This is a genomic window from Brevundimonas sp. UBA6550 (genome assembly GCF_002434505.1).
Taxonomy (GTDB): domain Bacteria; phylum Pseudomonadota; class Alphaproteobacteria; order Caulobacterales; family Caulobacteraceae; genus Brevundimonas.
The window spans coordinates 554,350-577,865 of record NZ_DJKE01000012.1; the positions used below are offsets into that span (position 1 = coordinate 554,350).

The following is a 23,516-nucleotide window of genomic DNA, read 5'->3' on the forward strand; positions in this document are numbered from 1 at the left end:
GAAGCCGCCGCCCCGGGTCGGTTAGCGGCCTGGGGCGGCCCTGTTTGCCGTGCCGCATGGCGCGACGACCTTATCCCCGCGCTCCGCTGGCGTGGCGCAGGATGTCGGGGATCAGGGCGAACGGCGCCGAGCCGTGGTCGGCGGCGGGGGCCTGTTTGAAGATCGCGCCGTCGGGCTTGGCGGCCACCCAGCCGGCGATGCGGTCGCGCATGTCGCGCCCCGTCTCGGCCTCGCCGCAGCCGATCAGCAGGTCGGGGGTGGCGATGTCCGGGGAGGGCGTCGACCACCACAGGGACGGGCTGACGGCGACCCAGCGGGCGAATAGGGTCGGGTCGGCCCGAAGCGTCTCCAGCACGAACAGGCCGCCCAGCGAATGGCCGAACAGGGTGGCGCGCGCGAGGTTCAGCGGCGCGCCTTGCGCCAGCATCGGCAGGACGCCATCCGCGATCAGACGCTGGAAGGCGTCCCCGCCGCCTGACGGACCCAAGAGGCCCGGATCGGGACAGGCGCTGCGGGTGAAGTCGCGCGCGCGCTGATCCCCAGGCGCGCCGGCCGCCGGCCGATGCGCCAGGGCGGCGACGGCCATCGGGGCGACCCCGGTCTTGTCCGTCCGGTGCGACAGGGCCGCAGCGGCGCCGGCCAGGGCCGCGAAGAACCGATCGCCGTCCAGGGCCAGCACCAATGGCCAGCCGCCGGGGGGCGCATCGCCCTGCGGCAGGGCCAGCATCAGGTCCATCGTCCGCCCGTCCGGCCCGACCAGCGAGCGGTTTCGCCATTCCGCTGCGGTCCAGGGCGTCCAGGCGGAAGGGGCGGCTTCGGTCATGAGCCCTTCCTAGCCTATCGCCGCGCGATAATGTAATGCGACGCAATCTTATCATGACCGCGTCCCTTCCCGCCTCTTCCGCCGCGCTTCAGGTTCTGAGCCAGCACCGGCGTCTGCGCCTTCGCCGCCGGCTGCTGCTGGCGGGACTGGCCGTCGCCTGCGTGGCGGCGCTTTGTCTGGATGCGGCGACCGGGCCGTCGGGCCTGTCCGCCTGGCGGATCGTGACCGGCATCGTGCGGCCCGACCTGCTGAGCCCGGCTGAGGCCGCCATCGTGTGGCAGATCCGCCTGCCCTACGCCCTGACGGCGATCTTGGTCGGGGCGGCCCTGGCCCTGTCGGGGGCGGAGATGCAGACGGTGCTGAACAACCCGCTGGCCAGCCCCTTCACGCTGGGGGTGTCGTCCGCCGCCTCGTTCGGGGCGTCCCTGGCCATCGTGCTGGGGCTGGGCCTGCCGTTCGTGCCGGCGGACGGGGTGGTGGCGCTGAACGCCTTCGTCTTCGCCTTCGGGTCGGTGCTGCTGTTGCAGGCCCTGGCGCGGGCGCGGCGCGGCGGGGTGCAGAGCATCGTCCTGTTCGGCATCGCCCTGGTCTTCGCCTTCAACGCCCTGACCGCCCTGGTGCAGTTCGTGGCCTCGCAGGAGGCGCTGCAGCAGCTGGTGTTCTGGACCATGGGGTCGCTGTCGCGGGCCAGCTGGCGCTCGGTCGCCGTGCTGGCGGCGGTCATCACCCTGACCCTGCCCTTCTCCTGGGCGGCGGCGCGGGCGTTGACGGCGCTGCGGCTGGGCGAGGACCGGGCCTTGAGCGCCGGGGTCGATGTGGGGCGGCTGCGCTTCTTCTCCCTGCTGCGCGCCAGTCTGCTGTCGGCCGCCGCCGTGGCCTTCGTCGGCGTGGTGGGCTTCGTCGGTCTGGTCGGGCCGCATATCGCCCGGCTGCTGGTGGGCGAGGATCACCGCCTCTACCTGCCCGCCAGCCTGCTGAGCGGGGCGCTGTTGATGTCCCTGGCGTCTGCGGCGTCCAAGGTCATGGTTCCGGGCGCGTTGTTGCCGGTGGGCGTGGTGACGGCGGTGATCGGCGTGCCCGCCTTCCTGATCCTGATCTTCCGCAGCGGAGCGCGGGGATGAGCCTGGTCGTGGAGCATCTGACCGCCCGCTACGGCGAGCGGACCATACTGTCGGACGTGGACCTGCAGCCGCTGGCGGCAGGCCAGGTCGTGTCGCTGATCGGTCCGAACGGGGCGGGCAAGACCACCTTGATGCGCGCCGTCGCGGGCCTGACGCCGGCGGCGGGACGGGTCATGCTGGACGGGCTGGACCTGAACCGGATGTCCATCGCCGAGCGGGCGCGCCATGTCGCCTATATGCCCCAGACCCTGCCGCAGGACGTGGCCCTGACGGTGCTGGAGACGGTGATCGCGGCGCTGGAGGCCTCGCCGTCCGCCGCCGGTTCGGCCCAGGCCGAGGTCCGCGCTTTGGCGGCGCTGGAGCGGGTCGGGGCGGTCGATCTGGCGCTGAAGCGGCTGGACCGGCTGTCGGGCGGCCAGCGTCAGATCGCGGGCCTGGCCCAGGCCATGGTCCGCCAGCCGCGCGTCCTGCTGCTGGACGAACCGACCAGCGCCCTGGACCTGCGGCATCAGCTGGAGGTGTTTCGCCTGGCCCGCGACTATGCACGCGAGAATGGGGCGGTGGTGGTGATGGTGCTGCACGATCTGCAGGCCGCCGCCCGTGTCTCGGACAGGATCGTGGTGCTGGCGAACGGCCGGGTGCAGATCGAGGGCGCGCCGGCCGAGGCCGTCACCCCCGCCGTCCTGGCCGACGTCTGGCAGGTGCGCGCCCGGGTCGAACCCTGCGCGAAGGGTCAGATCCAGGTGATGGTCGACGACGTGCTTTAACCCCGACGTGCGCTGACGATCCAGGCGGCGCCGTCGATCCAGACGCCGTCGGAACGCAGCTTGCCGGCGAAGGCCAGACGCACCGCCGCCAGGGCCTGATCCCGCACCGGGCCCGAAACGCCCCTCAACGCCCGCTCCAGCGGCCCGACGCGGATGGCGTGATCGACCGCATCGTCCAGGGCGGCGTCCGCCGTGTCCCCCACGCCGAAATGGACCGGACTGTCGAAGGGCCGGATGTCGATATCGGCATAGCCGGCGTCGATCAGAATGCGTGCGATCCGGTCGCGGTCGCCGAACGCGAAGGGTCCGGGCGCCTCGGGATCGGCCGGGGCTAGGGCCGGCGCGAGATCGCGGATGGCCGCCATCGGCAGGCGGGTCCAGTCGTTCTCGGCCGCGCCGCGCCAGCAGACGAAGACCAGCCGCCCGTCCGGCTTCAGCGCGCGCTTCAGATTGGCGAAGGCCGCGACCGGATCGTCGAAGAACATCACGCCGAAGCGCGAAACGATCCGGTCGAAGTCGGGCGTGAACTCGGCCAGGGCGGCGTCGGCGAGGCGGAACTCCACCGCCTCGCCGCCCTGCGATGCGGCAAGGTCCAGGGCGCGCCCGATCAGGGGCGCCGAGATGTCCAGCCCCACGACCCGCCCGGAGGGACCCACGCGGGCGGCCATGTCGAAGGTCGTCGCCCCGGCCCCGCAGCCGACGTCCAGCACATGGTCGCCCATGGCCGGGGCGGCGGCGCGCGCCAGGGCCGCGCCATAGGCCGCCAGCATCCGGTCCAGCCGGTCCTGGTTCTCGACCCAGCGCCGCCCGTTGTCGCCGTTCCAGTCCAGCGAAGGCGCGACCGCCGCTCGGCCCATGTCAGGGCCGGATCAAGGTGACGGTGTCGCCCGCCGGATCGACCGGGACCGGCGTGCCGGCCGGGGCGTTGCGCGGCAGGCCCCGCGCCTTGTTGGTCACATAGACGGCGTTGGTGGCCGGATCGATGGCGATGGTCTGGGGGAAGGTGCCGGTCTGGAGATTGGCCAGCACGGCGTAGTCGCCGCCGCCCACCACCGTCACCGTGCCCGCCTGGCGATTGGCGACATAGACCTGATCGTTGCGGGGGTTGTAGGCGACGCTCAGCGCGCCCTCGCCCGTCGGCACCTTCTTGATCACCGCCCCGTCCGCTGAGTTCATGACGGTCAGGTCGCCGGTGCCCTGGCTGGCGACGAACAGGCGGCCGCCCGCCGCGTCGAAGGCGACATTGGTGGGCTTTTCGCTGCCGGTCGGCCAGGTTGCGACCGACTGGCCGGTCGCCAGGTCGATGACGCCGACGTCGTTGGAGCTCATGCCCGTCACGAACAGGCGGTTGTTTTGTGCGTCCAGGGCGGCGCCGGTCAGGCCGCCGACCGGGGCTGCGATCTTGCGCTCGATGGCGTTGGTCGCGCCGTCGACGACCCAGATCTGGTTCGGGCGGCTGGCGTCGTTCGCTTCTCCGCCGACGACGGTGACATAGGCCTTGTTGCGCGTCTCATCGACGATGACCTCGCGGACGTGGGCGGAATCGTCGTCGCCGTCCTTGATGGTGGCGACCAGGCGGCCGGTTCGGACATCGACGACCCCGACCGAGCCGGAGCGCGTCGCCGTGCCGTAAAGCGTCTGGGTGCGGCTGTTGAAGCCCAGGCCGTAGAGCGGATTGGCCGAGACGTCGATGGACTGGCCCGGCGTCAGATCGGCGTTCAGGCGGGCGATGGCGCCGCGCGTCTCGCCGCGCGGACCGACGGCGGCGATCAGAATGTTGCTGTCGGCCGGGTTGAAGACGATTTCATACAGGCCGCCCGGCTCGACCTTCACCGACTTGACAATGGTTGGCGCGGGGGCGGGGGCGGGGGCGCTGGCGGCGGGCGGGATCAGTGCGGTCGTGCGGGCCAGGGCGGGCGCGGCGACGGACGCCAGCAGGGCGGCGGCCGCAGCGGCGGCGAAACGGACGGAGGTCATCGGCATAGTCCTTCTTCGGTCTTCGGGGGATGGATCAGGCGGGCGTCAGGTCGGCCCAGTAGTCGCCGCGATAGGGCACGGCCAAAAACTGCTGATTGATCTGGTCCAGGGTGGCGCGCGGGTTCAGGTCGGCGAACAGCTCGGGATGAATCCACTTGGCCAGGATTTCGGTGGCCACGATGTCGATGGGCGAGTTGATCAGCTGGTGCGACAGGCCGTGCGCCCGGCCCTGACGCACCGCCTTCAGCGTCGAAATGCCAGGGCGGCCGGTCACGCGGCGCAGGCCCGCCTGCGACTGTTCGGGCGTGAAGTCCGGCCCGACGACGAAGCCGCCGGCCTTGGCCAGATGCGGGCCGCCGGTGGCGATATAGACGTCGGGGTCGCGCTGGATCACATATTCCAGGTTCAGCTTGCCCGTCGGCGCGGTCAGCACATCGGCGCCGATGTTGCGCCCGCCGACGAAGGCGATGTAGTCGCCGACATTGCCCCGCCCCGGCGAGTTGCAGCAGTCGGGCGTGATCATGGCGTGCGGTTCCAGAAAGACCGTCGGCCGCTGGTCCATCGGCACGGTCGCCACCTTGGCCGAGATGGCGTCCAGCCGCGCCGTCTTGAAGGCGTTGAAGGCGGCGGCCTGTTCGCCGCGCCCGATCAGGGCGCCCAGCAGGGCCAGGCTGCGGGCCTGGTTCTCGAACGGATGATTGAAGAAGTCGATGAAGGCGACCGGCAAGCCCGCCGCCTGCAACTGGCCCGCCTGTTCGTCGTTGGGGCCGGACTCGACCGAGACGACCGCCGTCGCCGGCTGCGCGGCCAGCACGGCCTCCAGATTGAACGGTTCGCCCGAGCGGGGAATCTTGGGCAGTGTCGCCAGGGCCGGGAACTTCTCGACATAGGCCTTGTACATGTCCGGGCTGATCCGGTTCACGTCGCCGCTCCAGGCCGCCAGCAGGGACACGGGATCGGGATGGATCAGGGCCAGGGCGATCAGATAGCGGCCGTCGTCGATGCTGATCTTCTGGCCCGGCGACAGGGGGCGGACCGGCCTGTCGCGCAGGTCCTTCAACTCGGACACCGTCGCCGCCGTCTCGCGAGCGCCGCAGGCCGCCAGCAGGGACAGACCGCCCAGCGCCAGCAGGGCCGAACGGCGCGACAGGATGGAGGACGTCGGGTCGGTCATCACAGGGGCTCTCCAGGCGCCGGGGCGACGCCGGCCAGGGACAGAAGGGTGGGGATCAGCGAGGCGGCCAGCATTCCGCCGTGGCCCTGGCCCGGCAGTTCGCCGAACCGAACATCGACCCCGGCGCCCGCCAGTTGGTCCGCCAGATCATGCGTCGCGCCTGCGGAAACCGAGGTCCACATCGGATGGGTGTGCGGTCGCGACCCACGCCCGCGCACCTCGTCCTCGCCCACCAGCAGGGTCAGGGCCAGGTCGGGCCGCGAAGACCGCGCCAGGAAGGGTGGGGCATCCTTCAGCACCGCGCCATAACCCCACCACAGGGACGGGCTGGCCGCGACGAAGGCGCGATAGGCGTCCGGCCGGGTCAGGGCCGCGTGCAACACGCACAGCCCGCCGTAGGAATGGCCCCAGATCAGGCTGCGCGCCGGATCGAGCGCGACACGCCGGGCCACCTCCGGCGCGATCCGATCCTGCAACAGGGTGAGGAAGGCGTCGGCCCCGCCGCCCGGCCGCCCCGCCGGATCGAGCGCCGGGCCGTCCGAGAGCGGGGGCGTATAGTCGAAGGCGCGCGCCAGGACGTCGAACTGGCGGCCCCCCTCATAGCCGATGGTGACGATGACGGGCGGGTCGCCGGCGTCCAGCCGCGCCAGCAACCCCTCGTCGATCCGGGTCAGGGCGGCGTCGCCGTCCAGCAGCCAGGCGACCGGATAGCCGCCGGCGGGCGCCGGGCTCTTCGGCGTGGCGATCCACACGCGATAGACCCGCGCCCCGTCCTCGGACGTCACCGACAGCCGTTCGAACCCGTAGTAGGCCGAGCCGACATCGGCGATGGTCCGGTCCACGCGCGCCGCGGCGGCCGGCTGGGCCAGGGCGGGCGCGGCCGCCAGGACCGCCACACCGCAGACGGCGATGAGCAGGGCGCGGCGCATCAGAAGCTGTAGTTCACGCCGATCCAGCCGCGACGCCCGTCGCCCTGGAAGTCGTAGTCGGCGACATCGATCGCCTCGTCGCCCAGATTATAGACGCCCGCCTTCAGGCTGACCGCCGGGGTCACGCGCCAGTTCGCCCCGACGTCGACGGTGGTGTAGCTGGGATAGCGCCGCCCGACCTGGGTCGCGCCGTTCAGGATCGGCTGGCCGTTCGCCCCCACGCGCAGGCCGGCGTTCAGCTCCGCCCCGTGATAGTTGACCGCGCCCCACAGGTTCAGCCGCTCGCTGACGTCATAGTCGGCGCGCAGGTTGGCCATATGCTCGGGCGTGCGCGACAGCGGCAGACCCTTGTAGGTCCCCGACTTCTGCTCGGAGTCGGTATAGGTGTAGCCCGCCTTCAGCCCCAGTCGGTCGATGGGCCGCCAGCGCCCCGACACCTCCACGCCCTGCAGATCGGCGTCCTGAAGATTGTACCAGTAATAGAGGCGATAGTTCGGGTTCTCGCTCCAGCGGGCGACGGTCCCGTCGGCGTTGTAGACCAGGGCGCTGTCGATCTTGTCCTTGAAGGCGGTGCGGAAGACCGTCGCGCTGGCCGACAGGGTGGTCGACGGGTTCCACAGCACGCTGATCTCATAGTTGGTGCTGGTCTCGGGTTCGATGTTCGGATCGCCCAGAATGACGCCGCACGTCCCGTTCGGCCCGACCGAGCAGTTGGCGCCGCCCGTGGTGTAGGCATAGCCGGTCGCCACCTGACGCAGTTCTGGCGCGCGGAAGCCGGTGGAGACGCCGCCCTTGATCGTCCAGGCCTCGGCCGGGGTCCAGACCGCATAAAGACGCGGGCTCCAGTGGGAGCCATAGCGTTCGTGGTCGTCGAAGCGCAGGCCGGCGGTCAGGGCCAGTTGCTCGTTCAGCCGCCATTCGTCCTCCACGAACAGGGCGCGCTGCCACACGGTGAAGGTTCCCGGCTGGGTCGCGCTGACGCCGGGGTTCAGATCGACCAGCTTGTTCTCGATATACTGACCGCCGACCACCAGCTGGTGATCGCCCAGGCGCGTCCCCTCCAGCGGAATGTTGAACAGGGCGTCATAGACGGTGTTGGTCAGTTCGGGCGCACGCGCGTCCTGGACGAAAGAACCGCTGCGCTGGGTGAAGGTCTTGCGCTGGGTCTGTTCGCGCAGCACCGACAGGGCGCTGGCGCCCCAGTCCCAACGGCCGTTCCAGCCCAGGGACGCGGCCGTCCGCTCATTGGTGTTGTAGTTGGACGCGGCCGTGGCGGCCAGGGTCGCGCCGGCGGTGTTCTCGCGCCGGACATCGGTGCGGTCGACCTGCAGCAGCACCTCGTGATCCGTGTTCGGCGTCCAGGCCAGGCGGCCGGTCAGGTTCCAGTCCTCGCCGCCGTTGACGCCGCCCAGAATGTGATCCTCGTCGCGCTTATAGGTGCGGCCCCAGACTTGCGCGCCCAGCACGCCGCCCACCAGCGGCCCGGCCAGATAGCCCTGAGCCTGACGCCAATCGCCCGAAGCGCCCTTCTCCTGGGCCACATAGTCGCCGCCGATGGAGCCGCCCCAGCGCTCGGGCACCTTCTTGGTGATGATGTTGATCACGCCGCCGATGGCGTCCGACCCGTAAAGCGACGACATCGGCCCGCGCACCACCTCGATCCGCTCGATGGCGCCGGACGGCGGGGTGAAGCTCTGTTCGAAACCGGCGTTGCCGTTGACCCGGCTGTCGCGCGTGGACTGGCGCTTACCGTCCACCAGCACCAGGGTGTAGCTGCCCGGCAGGCCGCGAATGAAGACGTCCTGACTGTTCGATCCGCCGCTGACCGACACGCCTTCGACATCGCGCAAGGCGTCGGTCAGGTCGGCGTTGGGCCGATTGGCCAGGGTCTCGGCCGTCACCACCGAAATCGACGCCGGCGCCTCCACCACCCGCTGCGCCCGCGTCGAGGCCGTGACCACCACATCCTCGAGCGCCGCAGGCTGCTGCGCCTGGGCAAGGGCCGAAACGGGCGCAAGGGCGAAAACGGTGGCGAGCAACAGACGACGGCGCATGACGAATCCTCAAATCCGCCTCGCTGTTAATGCGATTGGTTCTCAAATGCAAGAATTCGACTTTGGCGCGCTCTGCCGAAGGGCTGGATTCTGGACCAGAAGATTATGGCGGCGACGATGCGGAGACCCGCGAGGTCGTTCCTTGATTGGATCAGGACGGACCGATCACCTCAATCGCGTGCTGAGCCTGGTTGAGCTTACGACATGCGCCGCGTCCCCCCCTCAATCCGCCCGCAGGTTCTCGACCACGGCGCGGAGGCGTTCGGGCAGCGGCTTGGGCCGGCGGGTTTCGGCGTCGACATAGACGTGGACGAAATGGCCGATGGCGGCGGGGACGTCGACGCCGCGCTTGAACACCGCAAAGCCGTAGCTGACGCTGGAGGTGCCGATGCGGTCGACCTTGATCCCCACCTCGATCACGTCCGGGAACTTCAGCGACGAGGTGTAGCGACAGCCGGAATCGACCACCAGGCCGATGGATTCGTTCAGGGCGTTGGCGATCAGCAGATGGGCGTTCACCGCCGAATCCACGAACTCGTAGAATTTGGCGTTGTTGATATGGCCGTACTGATCGTTGTCGGCCCAGCGGGTGGAGACCATGTGATAGGCCTTGTAGGTCGCCCGTTGCGCCAGGGCGCCCTCGTCACGTTTCGGCATCGTCGTTTCCCTCGGCGACGCGAACCGTCGCTCTCGATCACGACGCTCTCGCTTGGACGACGTTAGGTCAAGCGCCTATCGGTAGCAGTCCGATCACGAACGCGCTGGCCGACAGCGCGCGCCAAAGGGAAGCCCCGATGACCCTGACCACCCGCGCCGCCGTCCTGTCGCAGATGGGCGCCGCCCGGCCCTACGCCGACAGCCGCCCCCTGTCGGTCCAGACCGTCGCCCTGGACCCGCCCGGCCCCGGCGAGGTGCGGGTCGCGATCAAGGCGGCGGGCCTGTGCCACTCGGACCTTTCCGTCATCAACGGCGACCGCCCCCGCCCCCTGCCCATGGCCCTGGGGCACGAGGCGGCCGGGGTGGTCGAGGCCCTGGGCGAAGGGGTGACGGATCTGACCATCGGCGATCACGTCGTCATGGTCTTCATGCCCTCCTGCGGTCATTGCGACCCGTGCGCGGGCGGCCGTCCCGCCCTGTGCGAACCCGGCGCCGCCGCCAATGGCCGGGGCGAGCTTCTGTCCGGCGCCCGCCGCATTTTCCGCGAGGGCGAGCCCGTCAACCACCACCTCGGCTGTTCCGCCTTCGCCGAACGCGCCGTCGTCTCGCGCCGCTCGCTGGTCAAGATCGACCCGGCCCTGTCGTTCGAGGAGGCGGCCCTGTTCGGTTGCGCCGTCCTGACCGGCGTCGGGGCCGTGGTGAACACCGCCGGGGTGAAGGCGGGCCAGAGCGTCGTCGTCATCGGCCTGGGCGGGGTGGGTCTGGCCAGCGTCCTGGGCGCGCTCGCCAGCGGCGCCTCGCCCGTGGTCGCCGTCGATCTGTCCGAGGAGAAACTGGCCCTGGCCCGCACCCTGGGCTCGGTTCAGACCGTCAACGCCGCCGACCCCGATGCGGTCGTTCAGGTCCGCGCCCTGACGAACGGCGGCGCCGACTTCGCCTTCGAAATGGCCGGCTCTGTCCGGGCGCTGGAAAACGCCTGGAAGATGACCCGGCGCGGCGGAACCACCGTCACCGCCGGCCTGCCGCCGCCCGACGCGGCCCTGGCCGTCAACGTCGTCTCCCTGGTCGGCGAGGAGCGCACGCTGAAGGGTTCCTACATCGGAACCTGCGTCCCCAGCCGCGACATCCCCCGCTACGTCGCCCTGTATCGCCAGGGCCGCCTGCCCGTCGACCGGCTGATGAGCGGCGTCATCCCGCTGGAAGACATCAACACCGGCTTCGACCGCCTGCACGCCGGCGAGGTGGTGCGGCTGATCGTCAGACCGTGACGAGGCCGGCCTCCGCTCGAACCTGATCGGAACGACCGCGATGCGTCGTCGGCGCGGCTCAGAAAAAGGTTCATCACAACGGTCACGACGAGGGCGCGGCGAACACGACGGCGCCCAGACCCGCAAGACCCGCGACGCCCAGGCCCTAGGCTCCGCCGACAGCCTCTAGGACAGGCTCCCCCGTGTCGTCATTCCGGGGCTGAGCGGAGCGAAGAACCCGGAACCCAGAGCCGCAAACGCAGCGCCGAACGCATTCTAACGCCCGATGCGCGCCTCCTGGGTTCCGGGTTCGTCCTTCGGACGCCCCGGAATGACGTTCCCAGGCTGGATCTCGCTTGACCCTAGTTCGCCCCCGCCCTCGGCGGCGCATTCTTCACATACTGGTCCAGCCAGCGGGTCATCTCCCACAGCGTATGGCCCACCGATTCCCGCGCGCGGTATCCGTGCGCCTCCAGCGGCAGGGTGACGTATCGCGCCGTCGCCCCCAGCCCCTTCAGCGCCGCATAGAACCGCTCGGACTGCACCGGGAAGGTGCCCGAGTTGTCGTCCGCCTCGCCGTGGATCAGCAGGATCGGCTCGTTCATCTTGTCGGCATAGGTGAAGGGCGACATCTCGGTATAGACCTCGGTCGCCTCCCAATAGTTCCTCTGCTCGGACTGGAAGCCGAACGGCGTCAGGGTGCGGTTATAGGCGCCCGAGCGCGCGATCCCGGTCCTGAACAGATCGGTGTGGACCAAGAGGTTTGCGGTCATGAAGGCGCCGTAGCTGTGGCCCCCGACCGCGATCCGGTCGCGGTCCGCCACCCCCATCCGCACCACCGCGTCCACCGCCGCCTGGGCGTCCGCCGTCAGTTGCTGGACATAGGTGTCGTTCGGCTCGGCCCCGTCCTTGCCGATGATGGGCATGGAGGGGTTGTCGAAGATCGCATACCCTTGCGTCAGCAGGAACAGATGGCTGGACCCGCCCGGCCGCACGAAGCGGTTCTGGACGTCCACCGTCTGGCCCGCCACCGCCGCATCGGTGAACTCGGCCGGATAGGCCCACATCAGCATCGGCAGCGGCCCGTCGCGATCCTTGTCGTACCCGGCCGGCAGATACAGCGTCCCCGACAGCTTGACCCCGTCCGCCCGCTCATAGGTCACCAGCTGCCGCGTCGCCTCGGCCAGCTGCGGCGCCGGATCGGGGAAGTTTGTCAGCCGCGTCGTCTGGCCCGTCGTCAGGTCGCGGATCTGCAGGTTGGGCGGATCCAGCCGCGTCTCGCGCTGCGTCACCACCCGCTTGCCGTCCGCGTCCAGGAAGCCGACCACCGCCTCGTAATCCGTATCGGCCGAGGTCCACAGCCGTTCGCTGCGTCCCGTCGCCGGGTCCATGGCGGCCAGGAACGGGAACTCGCCCTGCGGCGTCGCGCCGGCGCCCGACATCAGGATGCGCCCCTGCGGATCGAACCGGATCACCGAGCGGCCCTGCGCATTCGGCTGGGTCACCGGCTGGCCCGGATTGTCGTAGCGCGCCTGATAGTTCCGCTCCAGCAGCACCCGACCCTGGCCGGGTTTGGACGGATCGACCACGAAGCGCGTCTCGTGGCGGGTGTTGAACCAGCGGCTGTTGACGATGGCCAGATCGTCCCGGCCCCAGACGATGCCGCCGAACCGCTCCTTCAGGTCGATCAGCTTGACCGGCTCGCCCGTGAACGGCGCCGCCTGCATGAAGACCCGGTCCCGGAACTCGGCCTCGCGCCTGATGTCCCCGCCGTCCAGCGCCTCGACCCAGGTCAGGGTCGCTGGCGCATCGGCGCGCCAGCCGACCGAACGCGGCCCCGGCGCCACGGCGTCGAAGGCGGTCGGCACATCGTCCCGCAGCGGCAGATCGGCGATGGTCCGCACCACCCGCCCGTTCAGGTCCGTCACCACGATCTCGGTCGGGAACAGGTCGTCCGGCACCGCATAGGAATAGGGCCGCTTGGCGATCTCATGCAGGATGTATTTGCCATCCGGCGACACCGACGCATCCAGATAGACCGCCGGCGCCCCGATCGTCCGTGCACGGCCGTTCAGCGGAACCAGCGTCAGCTGGCTGGTGAAATAATGGTCGAACAGGGCCTCGTCGCCGGGGTTCGACAACAGGTCCTGATAGGTCCGCACCGGCGCGACCCGCCCGGCCGTCTCCTCGATGTTCGGCCCCGTCGGCGCGGCCGTCACGTCCGGCGCCGGACCGCGTCCGGCGGGCACGGCCTCGACCAGCAGACCCGAACTGTCGGGCAGCCATTCATAGCCCGTCCCGCCCGTCATATTGACTACCGGATCGGTCAGCTTGCGCGCCCGCGCCGAGGCCACATCCACGACCCAAAGCTCCAGCCCCGTCGGCCGATCCATCACAAAGGCCAGCGACTTGGCGTCCGGCGAGAACCGCGGCGCCGTAAACCGCGCGCCGCCGGGCAGGGCCACGACGCGAGGTTGCCCTCCGTCCACCGCCTGCAGGCTCAGCCCCGTCAGCCAGGACACCCGGCTTTCGGCCGCGCCATTGTTCCTGGGATTGATCCGCGTCCCGGCCAGCCTCAACATCGGCTCGGCCAGGGCCTTGATGCTGGGCAGGTTCGACCGATCCATCAGCACCAGCGTCCGCCGATCCGGGCTCAGCATCGACGACGGCGTCGGCTTGGCGTCCAATATGTCCGCGATCGGCGCCGGCGGCTGCTGATAGACCAACGGCCCCGCCGCTGCGCCCTGCCCGCCCGCGCTCTTCGCAAACGCCGCCCCCGCCGTCGAAGCCAGCAACACCGTCGCCAGCGCCAGCCCGGCGCCCCGCATACCCATCGTCATCATCCGAAGTCCCCACAAAAGCCCGAACCCCAGACCTAACCCCGCCTTTACGTCCCTGCCAACCCGTTTCGCTGTTACGGTGTTACATCGCCACTGAAATCACTTTCCGCTCATCCCCGCGAAAGCGGGGACCCAGGGCTTTGGGCGGGCATCTTGGAAAGCGTGATGTGCTGCTGATCCCACGCACTGCCGAGCGACAGAACTGGGTCCCCGCTTTCGCGGGGATGAGCGGATTGGTGAAGTCCTTCCATCGTCATTCCGGGTTCGTCCTTCGGACGCCCCGGAATGACACCGACAAGCGTGAGGTTCAAAACCCCAGCAACCGCTCCACCTCGTCCCGCTCCGGCGCGGACGGTTGCGCCCCTGCCCGCGTCGCCGCGACAGCCCCGGCCGCGCAGGCGAACCGCAACGCCTCGGCCGGGTCCATGCCTTCCAGCAGGGCGACCGTGATGGCCGCCACGAAGGCGTCGCCGGCGCCGGTCGCATCGACCGCCTCCACCACGGGCGGGGTGGCCCAGGCCATTTCGACGCCGCGCTGATACATGGCCGCGCCTCTCGCGCCCTTGGTGACGACCACCCGGCCGCCGCCCCGGTGCAGGCCGTCGCCATAGAAGGCGGCCTCGGTTTCGTTGACCACGATCAGGTCGGCGCGGCGCAGCAGCCGTTCCGACACCGGCGCGGCGGGCGCCAGATTGGCGCAGACGAAGCCCGTCGCCCGGCCCACCGCCGCCTCCACCGTCTCGATCGGCAGCTCCAGCTGGACGATCAGCGCGCCCTCGATCCGCTGCGGCAGCTGTTCGGGCGTGACCATGTGGTTGGCCCCGGCCGCGACCACGATCTGGTTCTCGCCGGTCGGATCGACGGCGATCAGGGCGACGCCGGTGGGGGCCGCCACATCGACCTCCACCCCCGCCAGATCGACGCGCAGGTCCTCCATCAGGGCCAGGGCCTCGCCCGCCATGGCGTCGTCGCCGACCCGCCCGATCAGACAGACCTCGGCGCCCAGTTTCTCGGCCGCCAGCGCCTGATTGGCGCCCTTGCCGCCGGGATGACGCGCCAGGGCCGCCCCCGTCACCGTCTCGCCCGGCGCCGGCAGCTGGGGCGCGCTGGCCACCAGATCCAGATTGATCGAGCCGACGACGGTGATTCTCATGCCGCCGCCTCCCGCGCCTGACCCTTCAGCTTTTCGACGATCAGGTCGAAGACACCCTGCGCATCCGCCGCCACGGTCCAACGATGCCGCGCCGTCGCCGGATCGACCCGGAACTCCACCGCCGTATGGCCGCGCGTCAGATCCGAGGCCGTCTCCACCTCAATGCGGCACGCCTTCGTCTCGAACAGGTCGGGCCGGATCAGCCAGGCGATGGGACAGGGGTCGTGCAGGGGCGCTGCATCCCATCCTACGACCTCGCGCTCGACCCGTTGCGAGAACCGCAGCATCGCGGCCGTGGCCCGCGCGGCGTCGCTGTCTATGGCCTCGACGGCGGCGATCCGGTCCTCGGTCGCGCGCACCTGATGGGTCGCGTCCAGGCCGAAGGCGACGACCTGACAGCCCGATCCGAACACCACCGCCGCGGCGTCCGGGTCGGCCCAGACGTTGAACTCGGCGGATGCGGTGATGTTGCCGCCCTCGGCCCGCGCGCCGCCCATGACGACCACCGGCCCAAGCCGTTCGGCCAGCCGCCGCTCGCGCCGCATGGCCAGGGCCAGATTGGTCATCGGCCCGATGACGGCGACGGCGACCGAGCCTTCGGGCCGGCGCATCACCAGATCGACGATGGCGTTGGCCGCCGGCCCGTCGCCGACGATGCCCGCCGGCTCGAACGGCTCCAGATCGCCCAAGCCCTCCGGCCCATGGAACTCACCCGCCCCCGCCGGCGGGCGTTTCAGCGGCCGTTCCGCCCCGCCGAAGACCGGCACGTCCTCGCGCCCGGCGATCTGGCGGATGATCCGCGCATTGCGCTGGGTCTTGGCGCCGGGAACATTGCCCCCGACCGTGGTGATGGCCAGCAGCTCCAGCTCGGGCGCCGCAAAGGCCAGGAACAGCGCCACGGCGTCGTCCACGCCGGGGTCGCAATCGATGATCAGGGATTGAATGCTCACCCGCTTCGTTTGGCGGGCCGAACGCCGGGGGGCAACCCCGTCGACGACGAAACTACAGGCACGCCTCGACGCACGCCTGCGCCAGCACCTCGGCCGAGTCCGTCAGCGGCGCGGCGGCCTCCTCCGCCCGCAGCAGCAGCGGAACCTCGGTACACCCCGCGATCAGGGCTTTAGCCCCCGCATCCGCCAGCGCCCGGGCCAGCCCGCGCATCCCCGCCCGCGCCGTCTCGCCGACGTCGCCGCGCTTGACCCCATAGACCAGGCCCATGAAGGCCTCGCGGTCAGCGCCGCCCAGCAGCACCGCCTCGACCCCGCGCGCCGCCAGCGCCTCCCGATAAAGCCGCTCGCCCCCCGGCGTCGCCAGGACCCCGATCCGCCGCGCCCCGGACGCCGCCGCCGCATCCGCCGTCGCCGCGATCATGTCGATGAAGACCAGACCCCGGGCGGCGCACACCTCCCGGATCGCCCCGGCCTGCCCATGGGCGGTGTTGCACGGCATGGCGATCACCTGCGCCCCCGCCGCCGCCAGCCCCGCCGCCATCCGGCCCAGCTCTTCCTCCGCCTCGCCCGGCCGCACGTTCCGGTCGGGCACCTGGGGGTTCAGATCCATCACCACCCGGACATGGTCCGCATCCCCCTCGGCCGGCGTCAACGCCTGCACCCGCGCCAGAAACGCCACCGTCGCCGCCGGCCCCATGCCCCCGATAACGCCCAGGACCTTGCTCATGCCACCCTTCCTGAACCGCATCGGTTCGCGTTCGAGCGCGCGAAACGCCCCAGCGTCATCCCGCCAAATCGCTTAGCGGACACTCCCGGAATCCGGTACGAGAGGCAAGCAGCCCCTTGGACATCGAAGTGATCGCACGATGAGACGCCTGCCCGCCATCGGCGCCCTGTCTTTCCTGGCCGCATGCCAACCTTCGCCGGCGAGGGACAAGGCCGAGGTCGATCCTCCTGCAACCCCGTCCGCCGCCGTCTGCGTGGGCGCCGGCCGCAGCGATTGCGTCGTCTATCGATCGGGTCCCGTGAAGGATGCTGCTGTCGATTGGGATCGCGGTTTCTTCTATCAGCTGCAAGGAACGGGTGCGCCAGGCTCCGGGGACAATGAATACTGCAAGGGCGGCTATTGCGCGGTGGCCATTCTGAAGCGCGACGAGAGCGGCCGACTGATTCCGGTCGCCCATGTCGAAAGCACAGACGCCCGATGGTACGAAACGCCCGAGATCGTCCCCAGCCCGGCGGGACCGCTGATCGTCGCCCGAAGCAACAGCCTGGGGATGGGCGCCTTCAATGACGATGTCGTCTTGAGAACGGACGAAGCCGGAAAGCTGCGCCGCATCGACGTCAACAGCTGGAAGAACGAGGCGCATCGGCTGGCGCCCGACGCCAACAGCCATTTCGACTGGAATACGGATTACAGCGCGTTCGTCGGCCAGACCGGGCTGGCGTCTCGTGATCCGAACGACAGCGCGCGCGCCTCTGTCGGGTCGGTCCGGGTGTTTCTGGTCCTCAAGGGCGACGCTTTGCAAATCGGCTCCCCGATGGCGCGGTTTCCGTAACCGCCTGAGCACATGGATCGCTAGATAGCCGACATCCCCTCGACGCGCCTGATCTTCGGCCACAGTATCCAGACCCCTATCAGGGCGCAGAACATCAGAGCCATAGTTACTGCTATCCGTCCCGCCGACGCATGACTGGTGAGGGCGTCTGCGTTTTCCAAGGCTTGAGCGGCGAACCACAGGACGGTGAAAAAGACGACGAAAAACAACAGGGCGACAGGACTGTTGTTCATCGACCAACCGGCCAGCACCGCGACCAGTGGAATGATCGGCGGGACCGCAAACAGCCATGTCCACGGCGGCATGGGCGCACGGCTCCTCGCCGTCTTGGATACGACGAAGACGGACCAACACCAAAGGCAGGTGGCGGCGATCGGCAAGACGGTCACAAGGCCGCGCACAAGCGACGGAGGCGTCGTGCCGGACAGGACCATCTGCATGACCAAACCGGCCACGAACAGAATCGTGAGAAACGTAGGATGCGCTCGCGCGATGCGTTGTGAAATCTCAACCATGCCCGCCAATATCGGCATTCTCGAAATTCGCAACCTTCGAGCGGCTCAACCGCCGCCCCACGCGATCCGATACGGCCCCGCCCGCGTCGCCAGCGGGCGGCCCTTCCAGCTCAGGCGCACCAGACCGTCGGCCGCCAGTTGATCGACGGCGGCATGAACCTCCGGCATCGCATCGCGCCATTCGCCGGTCGCCGCGGCCAGAACCCGCGCCACTTCGCTGGGGCACACCGTGGCGTCCTCGGCGCGGGCGGCCAGCAGCGCCAGCGTCGTCTCGCGCGCATCCACCTGGCCTACAGCGCCCCCTCGATCTCGCTCTGATAACCGAACAACCCCTGCGCCCCGCCGGTGTGCAGGAAGACCACCGTCTCGCCCTTGAACTGCCCCGCCCGCGCCAGGGCGATCAGCCCCTTCATCGCCTTGCCGGAATAGACCGGGTCCAGCACGATCCCGTCCAGGCGCGCCGCCAGAGTCAGGGCGTCGATCACCCCCTGGTCGATCAGGCCGTATCCCTCGCCCACATAGTCGCAGTCGGCCACCACCCTCTCGCGCGTCACCCGCCCCGGCTGGCCCAGCAGGGCGGCCGTCTCCTCGGCCAGTTTGAAGACGTTCGCCTCCTGCTTCTCCTTGGGCGCCCGCACCCCGATCCCCAGCACCGGAATGTCGGCCCCCATGACCGCCAGCCCGGCGACCAGTCCCGCATGGGTGCCCGCGCTGCCTGTCGCTGTCACGATCCGGTAGACCTCCAGGTCCATCTCGTCGGCCTGGACCACGATCTCGCGCGCGCAGTCGACATAGCCCAGGGCGCCGACCGGGTTCGATCCGCCGCCGGGAATGACATAGGGTTTGCCGCCCCGCGCCCGCACCTCGGCCGCCGTCTTCTCCAGCTCGGCCGCCATGTCCGTCCCGCCCGGCACGGTGCGGATCGTCGCGCCGAACAGCCGGTCCAGCAGCACGTTTCCGTTGCCGACATAGTCCGTCGCCTTCGACCCCGTCCGCTCTTCCAGAATGATCTCGCACGCCAGGCCATGCGCGGCGGCGGCGGCGGCGGTCTGGCGCACATGGTTCGACTGCACCGCCCCTTGCGTCACCAGCGTATCGGCCTCCTGCTCGAACGCGGCGCCCAGCAGGAACTCCAGCTTGCGGGTCTTGTTGCCCCCGCCCGCCAGGCCGGTGCAGTCGTCGCGCTTGATCCACAGGTCCAGGCCCAGCGCCTCCGACAACCGAGGCAGCGGCTCCAGCGGCGTCGGCAGATGGGCCAGGCGGATGCGGGCGAAACGGGCGAGATGCATGGGGACGGCTCCTAGTCGATGTCTTGATACCCCGCGCCCGTGACAGCCCCAAATAGGCAATCCCGATGATCCCGCTATGGTGACTGCCGCGCGAGCGGCGCAGTGTAAGGCGATAGGCGTCCTATCCTATAGCTGACGGCTGGCGACGAGCAGCGATTGCAACCTTAAGCGATATATGATGCAATCTTTCGGGGAAAATGGTTCCCATGGAGGACGCACATGAACACCATTAAGATCGCTCTTACGGCCCTCACTCTCGCGAGCTCGGCATATGTCGCCCTGCCAACATCTTCGGCGCAGGCATTTGAGCCCGAGAAATGCTTCGACGTGGTAATCACCTGCAGCAGAACCACAGGTGAGTGTACAGCAACCCTGCAAGAAGTGATCTGCTGATCAAATTGGCGCTCCGGTTTTATCAGAGGGCGGAGCGCCAACCTAACGGAGAGCCGTAGACGCGCGGGAGCCAAAGCCGCGCGTCAACCGTTGCCGTCCCATGACCACCGCCGCCCCGTTCGTGAACCTGGATCGAGAGCGGGCCTATGTGTCGGATCTGGGCCGCGCCTTCGCCGGCGCCCTGGTGTTCAACATCCCGCTTCTGATGACGATGGAGATGTGGGAGCAGGGCGTGGTCATGGACCGCTGGCGGCTGCTGACCTTCATCCTGTGCGGCCTGCCGCTGCTGTACGGCCTGTCCTATTATGCGGGGTTTTCAAAGCGGCGCGGCCTGGTCAACGACGCGCTGGACACCGCCGTCGCCCTGGCGGTCGGCTTCGTCACCGCCTCCCTGCTGCTGATCCTGTTCGGCGTGGTGGAATGGGACGCCCCGCCGCGCGAGGCCCTGGGCATGGTCGCGCTTCAGGCCGTCCCCGGCGCCATGGGCGCCCTTCTGGCCCGGCGTCAGCTCAGCGGCGCCCGTTCGGAGTCCGGGGGCGGCGACACGGACGAGGAAGAAGCCTCCTATTTCGGCGAACTGTTCCTGATGGCGGCGGGCGCCCTGTTCTTCGCCCTGAACATCGCCCCGACCGAGGAGATGATCCTGATCGCCTACAAGGCCTCGCCCGCCCACATCCTGGCCCTGATCGCGGTGTCGATCGTGCTGCTGCACCTGATCGTGTTCAAGGCGGGCTTCGCCGGTCAGGAAGAGGCCGACCGTCCCGCCGCCGCCTTCCTGCATTTCACCCTGCCCGGCTACGCCATCGCCCTGGGGGTCAGCCTGTTCACCCTGTTCCTGTTCGGGCGCGCCGATGGCCATTCGGTCGCCGGCGTGGTCCAGACCATGGTCGTCCTGGGCTTTCCCGCATCCATCGGGGCCGCCGCCGCCCGCCTTCTGGTCTGACCGCTCATGCCCACGAAGAAGAAACCCGCCGCCTCCTCCACGCCCCGCCCGGTGCTTCAATGGGTCATGGCCGGGGTCGGCGCCGCCGTCACCCTGGGCGCCGTCGCCATCGTGGTGTGGGAGGCGGTGCAGCCGCCCTCGCCCCCCGCCCTCAGCGCCCGCATCGTCGCGGTTCAGTCCACCGCCGCCGGCCAGGTCGCGACCATCCGTGTTCAGAACGACGGCGACGACACCGCCGCCGCCGTCGATATCGAGGGCGTCCTGGGCGACCAGACCGCCACCGCGACCCTGGACTACGTCCCCGGCCACGGCCACGCCCGCGCCTACCTGCGCTTCGACGCCGATCCGCGCCGGGCGGCGGTCGCGGTCAAGGGCTGGTCGGCGCCCTGAGACAGGCTTAAGCGGATTGAGCCAGGGCGGCCTGGCGCATCCGGTCGACCGTCTCCGCGCTCGACCGGCCCTCGGCCACGGTCTCGCGCAACAGGTTCTCCAACGCCGGGGTCACGCGCACGCTGGCCATGGCCCAGCCTGCGAAGCTGCGTTCGGCGATAGGGGTGCGCTCCATGATCGTCACCGCCTCGTGCCGCCCGTCGGCCGCCAGCCGGGTCATCAGCCGATCAAGGTCCTGGGCTGCGCCCTCCAGCACCTGCAGGAACCGGCCGTCATGGATCATCAAGGCCCCGGTCAGGTCGTCGCGCGCATTGTTGCGCTGCGATGTCGCCAGAATATCCACCTGCATCAGCAGGCTGTCGGCGTCGCCCCGCGCGCGACTGATGTAGACGATCCGCTCCAGCGCCAGACCCATGACCGACCCTTATCCCCGACGAAACGCCCCTCAAACAGCATAGGCGGAAAAACAGCCGCTACAACAGCAACTTATGTCAGATACCGCACATCTCGACTTCCCCCGCCGGCCGCGTTAGGCTGCAGGCGTTCTCCGGGGGGTCGCAATCGAGCGGCTGAGATAGAGGTTTCTCCTCTGACCCGTCGAACCTGATCCGGGTCATGCCGGCGAAGGGATGAGTAACGCTATCGGTCCTCGCGCCACAGGACCCACGCGCCCGACGTCGGCGGACCTCAAACCGTTTGAGGCCGCCATGAACATCCAAGTCACCCCGCCCGCCCTGCCCGAAGAGCTCGACCTAGCTCAAGCAGCGAGCGACCGCGTCGCGAGCGCTAGCCACGAAGGGAATGTCGATCTGGCTCTGAAAGACGCCCGCGAGCAGGTGATGCAGGAGACCGGCGCCATCCCCACCGGCGAGCGCGCCGGCAGCCGCAAGGTCTATGTCGCGGGCGAACTCTATCCCGACATCCGCGTCCCCTTCCGCGAGGTCGCCGTCCACCCCTCGGCCAATGAGCCGCCGGTGACGATCTACGACAGCTCCGGCCCCTACACCGACCCGACCGTCACCATCGACATCAAGAAGGGCCTGCCCCGCGTGAAGTCGTCGTGGCAGCTGGATCGCGGCGACATCGCCCCGGTGGCCAACCCGCGCGAGGTCAAGCCCGAAGACAACGGCCATGCGTCGGGCCGCCACCTCGCCCCGCGCTTCGACACCTCCAACCACCGCGTCTTCAAGGGCGTCGAGGGCCGTCCGGTGACGCAGTACGAGTACGCCCAGGCCGGGATCATCACGCCCGAAATGGAATATGTGGCGATCCGCGAGAATATGCGGCGGCAGGACGTGAATCGTGACGTCGTGAATCGTGATTCGGGCGCCTCCACTCACGATTCACGATTCACCGCTCACGCCCCGATCCGCGACGGCGAATCCTTCGGCGCATCCATCCCCGACTTCGTGACGCCCGAGTTCGTGCGGCAAGAGATCGCCCGCGGCCGCGCCATCATCCCGCACAACATCAACCACCCCGAGGTCGAGCCGATGATCATCGGCCGCAACTTCCTGGTGAAGATCAACGCCAACATCGGAAACAGTGCGGTCCTGTCCAGCGTCGACGACGAGGTGGACAAGCTGGTCTGGGCCACCCGCTGGGGCGCCGACAATGTCATGGACCTGTCGACCGGCAGGAACATCCACAACATCCGCGACTGGATCATCCGCAACTCGTCCGTCCCCATCGGCACCGTGCCCATCTATCAGGCGCTGGAGAAGGTGAACGGCATAGCCGAGGACCTGACGTGGGAGGTGTTCCGCGACACCCTGATCGAACAGGCCGAACAGGGCGTGGACTATTTCACCATCCACGCGGGCGTGCGCCTGCCCTTCGTGCCGATGACGGCCAAGCGCGTGACCGGCATCGTTTCGCGCGGCGGCTCCATCATGGCCAAATGGTGCCTGGCCCACCACAAGGAGAGCTTCCTCTACGAGCATTTCGAGGACATCTGCGACATCATGCGCGCCTATGATGTCTCGTTCAGCCTGGGCGACGGCCTGCGCCCCGGCTCCATCGCCGACGCCAATGACGAGGCCCAGTTCGCCGAGCTGCGCACCCTGGGCGAACTGACCAGGATCGCCTGGGCCAAGGGCTGCCAGGTCATGATCGAGGGCCCCGGCCACGTGCCGATGCACAAGATCAAACAGAACATGGACGAGCAGCTGAAGCACTGCCACGAGGCGCCCTTCTATACGCTTGGCCCCCTGACCACCGACATCGCGCCGGGCTACGACCACATCACCAGCGCCATCGGCGCGGCTATGATCGGCTGGTTCGGCACGGCCATGCTCTGCTACGTCACGCCCAAGGAGCATCTGGGCCTGCCGGACCGTCAGGACGTCAAGGACGGCGTCATCACCTACAAGATCGCCGCCCACGCCGCCGACCTGGCCAAGGGCCACCCCGCCGCCCGGCTGCACGACGACGCCCTGTCACGCGCCCGGTTCGAGTTCCGCTGGGAGGATCAGTTCAACCTGGGCCTGGACCCCGAAACCGCCCGCAAATACCACGACGCCACCCTGCCCAAGGAGGCCCACAAGACCGCCCACTTCTGCTCCATGTGCGGCCCCAAGTTCTGCTCGATGAAGATCAGCCAGGACATCCGCGACGCCGCCAAGGCCCAGAACGACGCGGGCGGTTCGCTGGCGGAGGCGGATGCCGGCATGGCGGAGATGAGCGCGAAGTTCAGGGCCGGCGGCGGGGTGGTGGAGGTCAAGGTGTGAGGGCGG

At 69.3% G+C, this 23,516-nt stretch carries 22 protein-coding genes and 1 riboswitch; of the genes, 7 read left to right on the forward strand and 15 right to left on the reverse strand.

Going from position 1 to position 23,516, the window contains the following annotated elements; translation table 11 throughout:
• Positions 1-70: 70 nt before the first annotated feature.
• A complete protein-coding gene (locus B3Z70_RS16140; RefSeq protein ID WP_292024228.1) occupies positions 71-823 on the reverse strand; it encodes an alpha/beta hydrolase in 753 nt (250 codons plus the stop codon).
• A gap of 53 nt (positions 824-876) precedes the next feature.
• On the opposite strand from B3Z70_RS16140, the gene B3Z70_RS16145 reads away from it, so the two are divergent.
• Both B3Z70_RS16145 and B3Z70_RS16150 read left to right on the forward strand, forming a co-directional pair.
• The gene (locus tag B3Z70_RS16145) at positions 877-1,944 is read left to right on the forward strand and encodes a FecCD family ABC transporter permease (RefSeq protein ID WP_292024227.1); all 1,068 of its coding nucleotides are present in this window, start codon (positions 877-879) and stop codon (positions 1,942-1,944) included.
• Positions 1,941-2,711, forward strand: coding sequence for an ABC transporter ATP-binding protein (locus tag B3Z70_RS16150; RefSeq protein WP_292024226.1), 771 nt, complete (start codon positions 1,941-1,943; stop codon positions 2,709-2,711). The genes B3Z70_RS16145 and B3Z70_RS16150 overlap by 4 nt, the downstream gene beginning before the upstream one ends.
• On the opposite strand, the gene B3Z70_RS16155 is transcribed toward B3Z70_RS16150, so the two are convergent.
• The 6 genes from B3Z70_RS16155 to B3Z70_RS16180 form a co-directional block, all read right to left on the reverse strand.
• Positions 2,708-3,568 carry a class I SAM-dependent methyltransferase gene (locus B3Z70_RS16155; protein ID WP_292024225.1) on the reverse strand — a complete coding sequence of 287 codons (861 nt, stop codon included), beginning with the start codon at positions 3,566-3,568 and terminating at the stop codon, positions 2,708-2,710. The two genes, B3Z70_RS16150 and B3Z70_RS16155, sit on opposite strands and share 4 nt — an antisense overlap.
• A gap of 1 nt (position 3,569) precedes the next feature.
• Complete coding sequence (locus B3Z70_RS16160; RefSeq protein ID WP_292045910.1) at positions 3,570-4,688, reverse strand: YncE family protein; 1,119 nt, start codon at positions 4,686-4,688, stop codon at positions 3,570-3,572.
• A gap of 34 nt (positions 4,689-4,722) precedes the next feature.
• On the reverse strand, positions 4,723-5,862 hold the full coding sequence (locus B3Z70_RS16165) for an ABC transporter substrate-binding protein (RefSeq protein ID WP_292022071.1): 1,140 nt from the start codon (positions 5,860-5,862) through the stop codon (positions 4,723-4,725).
• Complete coding sequence (locus B3Z70_RS16170; protein ID WP_292022069.1) at positions 5,862-6,791, reverse strand: alpha/beta hydrolase; 930 nt, start codon at positions 6,789-6,791, stop codon at positions 5,862-5,864. Before B3Z70_RS16170 ends, B3Z70_RS16165 begins: the two co-directional genes overlap by 1 nt.
• Positions 6,791-8,845, reverse strand: coding sequence for a TonB-dependent receptor domain-containing protein (locus tag B3Z70_RS16175; protein WP_292022067.1), 2,055 nt, complete (start codon positions 8,843-8,845; stop codon positions 6,791-6,793). Before B3Z70_RS16175 ends, B3Z70_RS16170 begins: the two co-directional genes overlap by 1 nt.
• Before the next feature lie 222 nt (positions 8,846-9,067).
• A complete protein-coding gene (locus tag B3Z70_RS16180) occupies positions 9,068-9,502 on the reverse strand; it encodes an acyl-CoA thioesterase (protein WP_248118446.1) in 435 nt (144 codons plus the stop codon).
• Positions 9,503-9,639: 137 nt separating this feature from the next.
• Here B3Z70_RS16180 and B3Z70_RS16185 point away from each other — a divergent pair, with 137 nt between their 5' ends.
• Entirely contained in the window at positions 9,640-10,770 is a 1,131-nt protein-coding gene (locus B3Z70_RS16185; RefSeq protein WP_292022065.1) for a zinc-dependent alcohol dehydrogenase family protein, read from the forward strand.
• Positions 10,771-11,111: 341 nt separating this feature from the next.
• Here B3Z70_RS16185 and B3Z70_RS16190 read toward each other — a convergent pair whose 3' ends face one another.
• From B3Z70_RS16190 to B3Z70_RS16205, 4 genes are all read right to left on the reverse strand, one after another.
• Entirely contained in the window at positions 11,112-13,589 is a 2,478-nt protein-coding gene (locus tag B3Z70_RS16190) for a S9 family peptidase (protein WP_292022075.1), read from the reverse strand.
• A gap of 307 nt (positions 13,590-13,896) precedes the next feature.
• On the reverse strand, positions 13,897-14,742 hold the full coding sequence (locus B3Z70_RS16195) for a ribokinase (RefSeq protein WP_292022063.1): 846 nt from the start codon (positions 14,740-14,742) through the stop codon (positions 13,897-13,899).
• Complete coding sequence (locus tag B3Z70_RS16200; protein ID WP_292022060.1) at positions 14,739-15,692, reverse strand: nucleoside hydrolase; 954 nt, start codon at positions 15,690-15,692, stop codon at positions 14,739-14,741. The genes B3Z70_RS16195 and B3Z70_RS16200 overlap by 4 nt, the downstream gene beginning before the upstream one ends.
• 52 nt (positions 15,693-15,744) lie before the next feature.
• The gene (locus B3Z70_RS16205; protein WP_292022058.1) at positions 15,745-16,419 is read right to left on the reverse strand and encodes an aspartate/glutamate racemase family protein; all 675 of its coding nucleotides are present in this window, start codon (positions 16,417-16,419) and stop codon (positions 15,745-15,747) included.
• A gap of 139 nt (positions 16,420-16,558) precedes the next feature.
• Here B3Z70_RS16205 and B3Z70_RS16210 point away from each other — a divergent pair, with 139 nt between their 5' ends.
• The gene (locus B3Z70_RS16210; RefSeq protein WP_292022056.1) at positions 16,559-17,251 is read left to right on the forward strand and encodes a hypothetical protein; all 693 of its coding nucleotides are present in this window, start codon (positions 16,559-16,561) and stop codon (positions 17,249-17,251) included.
• Between the two features lie 20 nt (positions 17,252-17,271).
• Here the strand turns inward: B3Z70_RS16210 and B3Z70_RS16215 are convergent, their stop codons facing one another.
• Genes B3Z70_RS16215 through B3Z70_RS16225 form a run of 3 tightly spaced genes read right to left on the reverse strand, consistent with a single transcriptional unit; the run spans position 17,272 to position 19,055 of the window.
• Positions 17,272-17,784, reverse strand: a complete 513-nt coding sequence (locus B3Z70_RS16215; RefSeq protein ID WP_292022054.1) for a hypothetical protein — start codon at positions 17,782-17,784, stop codon at positions 17,272-17,274.
• A 27-nt stretch (positions 17,785-17,811) separates the two neighbouring features.
• A complete protein-coding gene (locus B3Z70_RS16220) occupies positions 17,812-18,051 on the reverse strand; it encodes a DUF3253 domain-containing protein (RefSeq protein ID WP_292022052.1) in 240 nt (79 codons plus the stop codon).
• A gap of 5 nt (positions 18,052-18,056) precedes the next feature.
• Positions 18,057-19,055 carry a D-cysteine desulfhydrase gene (locus tag B3Z70_RS16225; protein ID WP_292022050.1) on the reverse strand — a complete coding sequence of 333 codons (999 nt, stop codon included), beginning with the start codon at positions 19,053-19,055 and terminating at the stop codon, positions 18,057-18,059.
• 493 nt (positions 19,056-19,548) lie between these two features.
• Here B3Z70_RS16225 and B3Z70_RS16230 point away from each other — a divergent pair, with 493 nt between their 5' ends.
• Positions 19,549-20,391, forward strand: a complete 843-nt coding sequence (locus B3Z70_RS16230) for a TIGR02587 family membrane protein (RefSeq protein WP_292022048.1) — start codon at positions 19,549-19,551, stop codon at positions 20,389-20,391.
• Between the two features lie 6 nt (positions 20,392-20,397).
• Entirely contained in the window at positions 20,398-20,781 is a 384-nt protein-coding gene (locus tag B3Z70_RS16235; protein WP_292022047.1) for a hypothetical protein, read from the forward strand.
• A gap of 7 nt (positions 20,782-20,788) precedes the next feature.
• Here B3Z70_RS16235 and B3Z70_RS16240 read toward each other — a convergent pair whose 3' ends face one another.
• The gene (locus tag B3Z70_RS16240) at positions 20,789-21,196 is read right to left on the reverse strand and encodes a BLUF domain-containing protein (RefSeq protein ID WP_292022045.1); all 408 of its coding nucleotides are present in this window, start codon (positions 21,194-21,196) and stop codon (positions 20,789-20,791) included.
• 123 nt (positions 21,197-21,319) lie between these two features.
• Positions 21,320-21,429: riboswitch (TPP riboswitch) on the forward strand.
• Positions 21,430-21,620: 191 nt separating this feature from the next.
• On the opposite strand from B3Z70_RS16240, the gene thiC reads away from it, so the two are divergent.
• The gene (thiC, locus tag B3Z70_RS16245; protein WP_292022073.1) at positions 21,621-23,510 is read left to right on the forward strand and encodes a phosphomethylpyrimidine synthase ThiC; all 1,890 of its coding nucleotides are present in this window, start codon (positions 21,621-21,623) and stop codon (positions 23,508-23,510) included.
• Positions 23,511-23,516: the final 6 nt, after the last annotated feature.

Coding starts and splice junctions, on each gene's coding strand:
- B3Z70_RS16140 (WP_292024228.1), bottom strand. CDS start 823: ATGACCGAAGCCGCCCCTTCCGCCTGGACGCCCTGGACCGCAGCGGAA.
- thiC (WP_292022073.1), top strand. CDS start 21,621: ATGCAGGAGACCGGCGCCATCCCCACCGGCGAGCGCGCCGGCAGCCGC.
- B3Z70_RS16160 (WP_292045910.1), bottom strand. CDS start 4,688: ATGACCTCCGTCCGTTTCGCCGCCGCTGCGGCCGCCGCCCTGCTGGCG.
- B3Z70_RS16170 (WP_292022069.1), bottom strand. CDS start 6,791: ATGCGCCGCGCCCTGCTCATCGCCGTCTGCGGTGTGGCGGTCCTGGCG.
- B3Z70_RS16225 (WP_292022050.1), bottom strand. CDS start 19,055: ATGCATCTCGCCCGTTTCGCCCGCATCCGCCTGGCCCATCTGCCGACG.
- B3Z70_RS16205 (WP_292022058.1), bottom strand. CDS start 16,419: ATGAGCAAGGTCCTGGGCGTTATCGGGGGCATGGGGCCGGCGGCGACG.
- B3Z70_RS16190 (WP_292022075.1), bottom strand. CDS start 13,589: ATGACGATGGGTATGCGGGGCGCCGGGCTGGCGCTGGCGACGGTGTTG.
- B3Z70_RS16195 (WP_292022063.1), bottom strand. CDS start 14,742: ATGAGAATCACCGTCGTCGGCTCGATCAATCTGGATCTGGTGGCCAGC.
- B3Z70_RS16210 (WP_292022056.1), top strand. CDS start 16,559: ATGAGACGCCTGCCCGCCATCGGCGCCCTGTCTTTCCTGGCCGCATGC.
- B3Z70_RS16240 (WP_292022045.1), bottom strand. CDS start 21,196: ATGGGTCTGGCGCTGGAGCGGATCGTCTACATCAGTCGCGCGCGGGGC.
- B3Z70_RS16145 (WP_292024227.1), top strand. CDS start 877: ATGACCGCGTCCCTTCCCGCCTCTTCCGCCGCGCTTCAGGTTCTGAGC.
- B3Z70_RS16215 (WP_292022054.1), bottom strand. CDS start 17,784: ATGCCGATATTGGCGGGCATGGTTGAGATTTCACAACGCATCGCGCGA.
- B3Z70_RS16150 (WP_292024226.1), top strand. CDS start 1,941: ATGAGCCTGGTCGTGGAGCATCTGACCGCCCGCTACGGCGAGCGGACC.
- B3Z70_RS16235 (WP_292022047.1), top strand. CDS start 20,398: ATGCCCACGAAGAAGAAACCCGCCGCCTCCTCCACGCCCCGCCCGGTG.
- B3Z70_RS16165 (WP_292022071.1), bottom strand. CDS start 5,862: ATGACCGACCCGACGTCCTCCATCCTGTCGCGCCGTTCGGCCCTGCTG.
- B3Z70_RS16155 (WP_292024225.1), bottom strand. CDS start 3,568: ATGGGCCGAGCGGCGGTCGCGCCTTCGCTGGACTGGAACGGCGACAAC.
- B3Z70_RS16230 (WP_292022048.1), top strand. CDS start 19,549: ATGACCACCGCCGCCCCGTTCGTGAACCTGGATCGAGAGCGGGCCTAT.
- B3Z70_RS16185 (WP_292022065.1), top strand. CDS start 9,640: ATGACCCTGACCACCCGCGCCGCCGTCCTGTCGCAGATGGGCGCCGCC.
- B3Z70_RS16180 (WP_248118446.1), bottom strand. CDS start 9,502: ATGCCGAAACGTGACGAGGGCGCCCTGGCGCAACGGGCGACCTACAAG.
- B3Z70_RS16175 (WP_292022067.1), bottom strand. CDS start 8,845: ATGCGCCGTCGTCTGTTGCTCGCCACCGTTTTCGCCCTTGCGCCCGTT.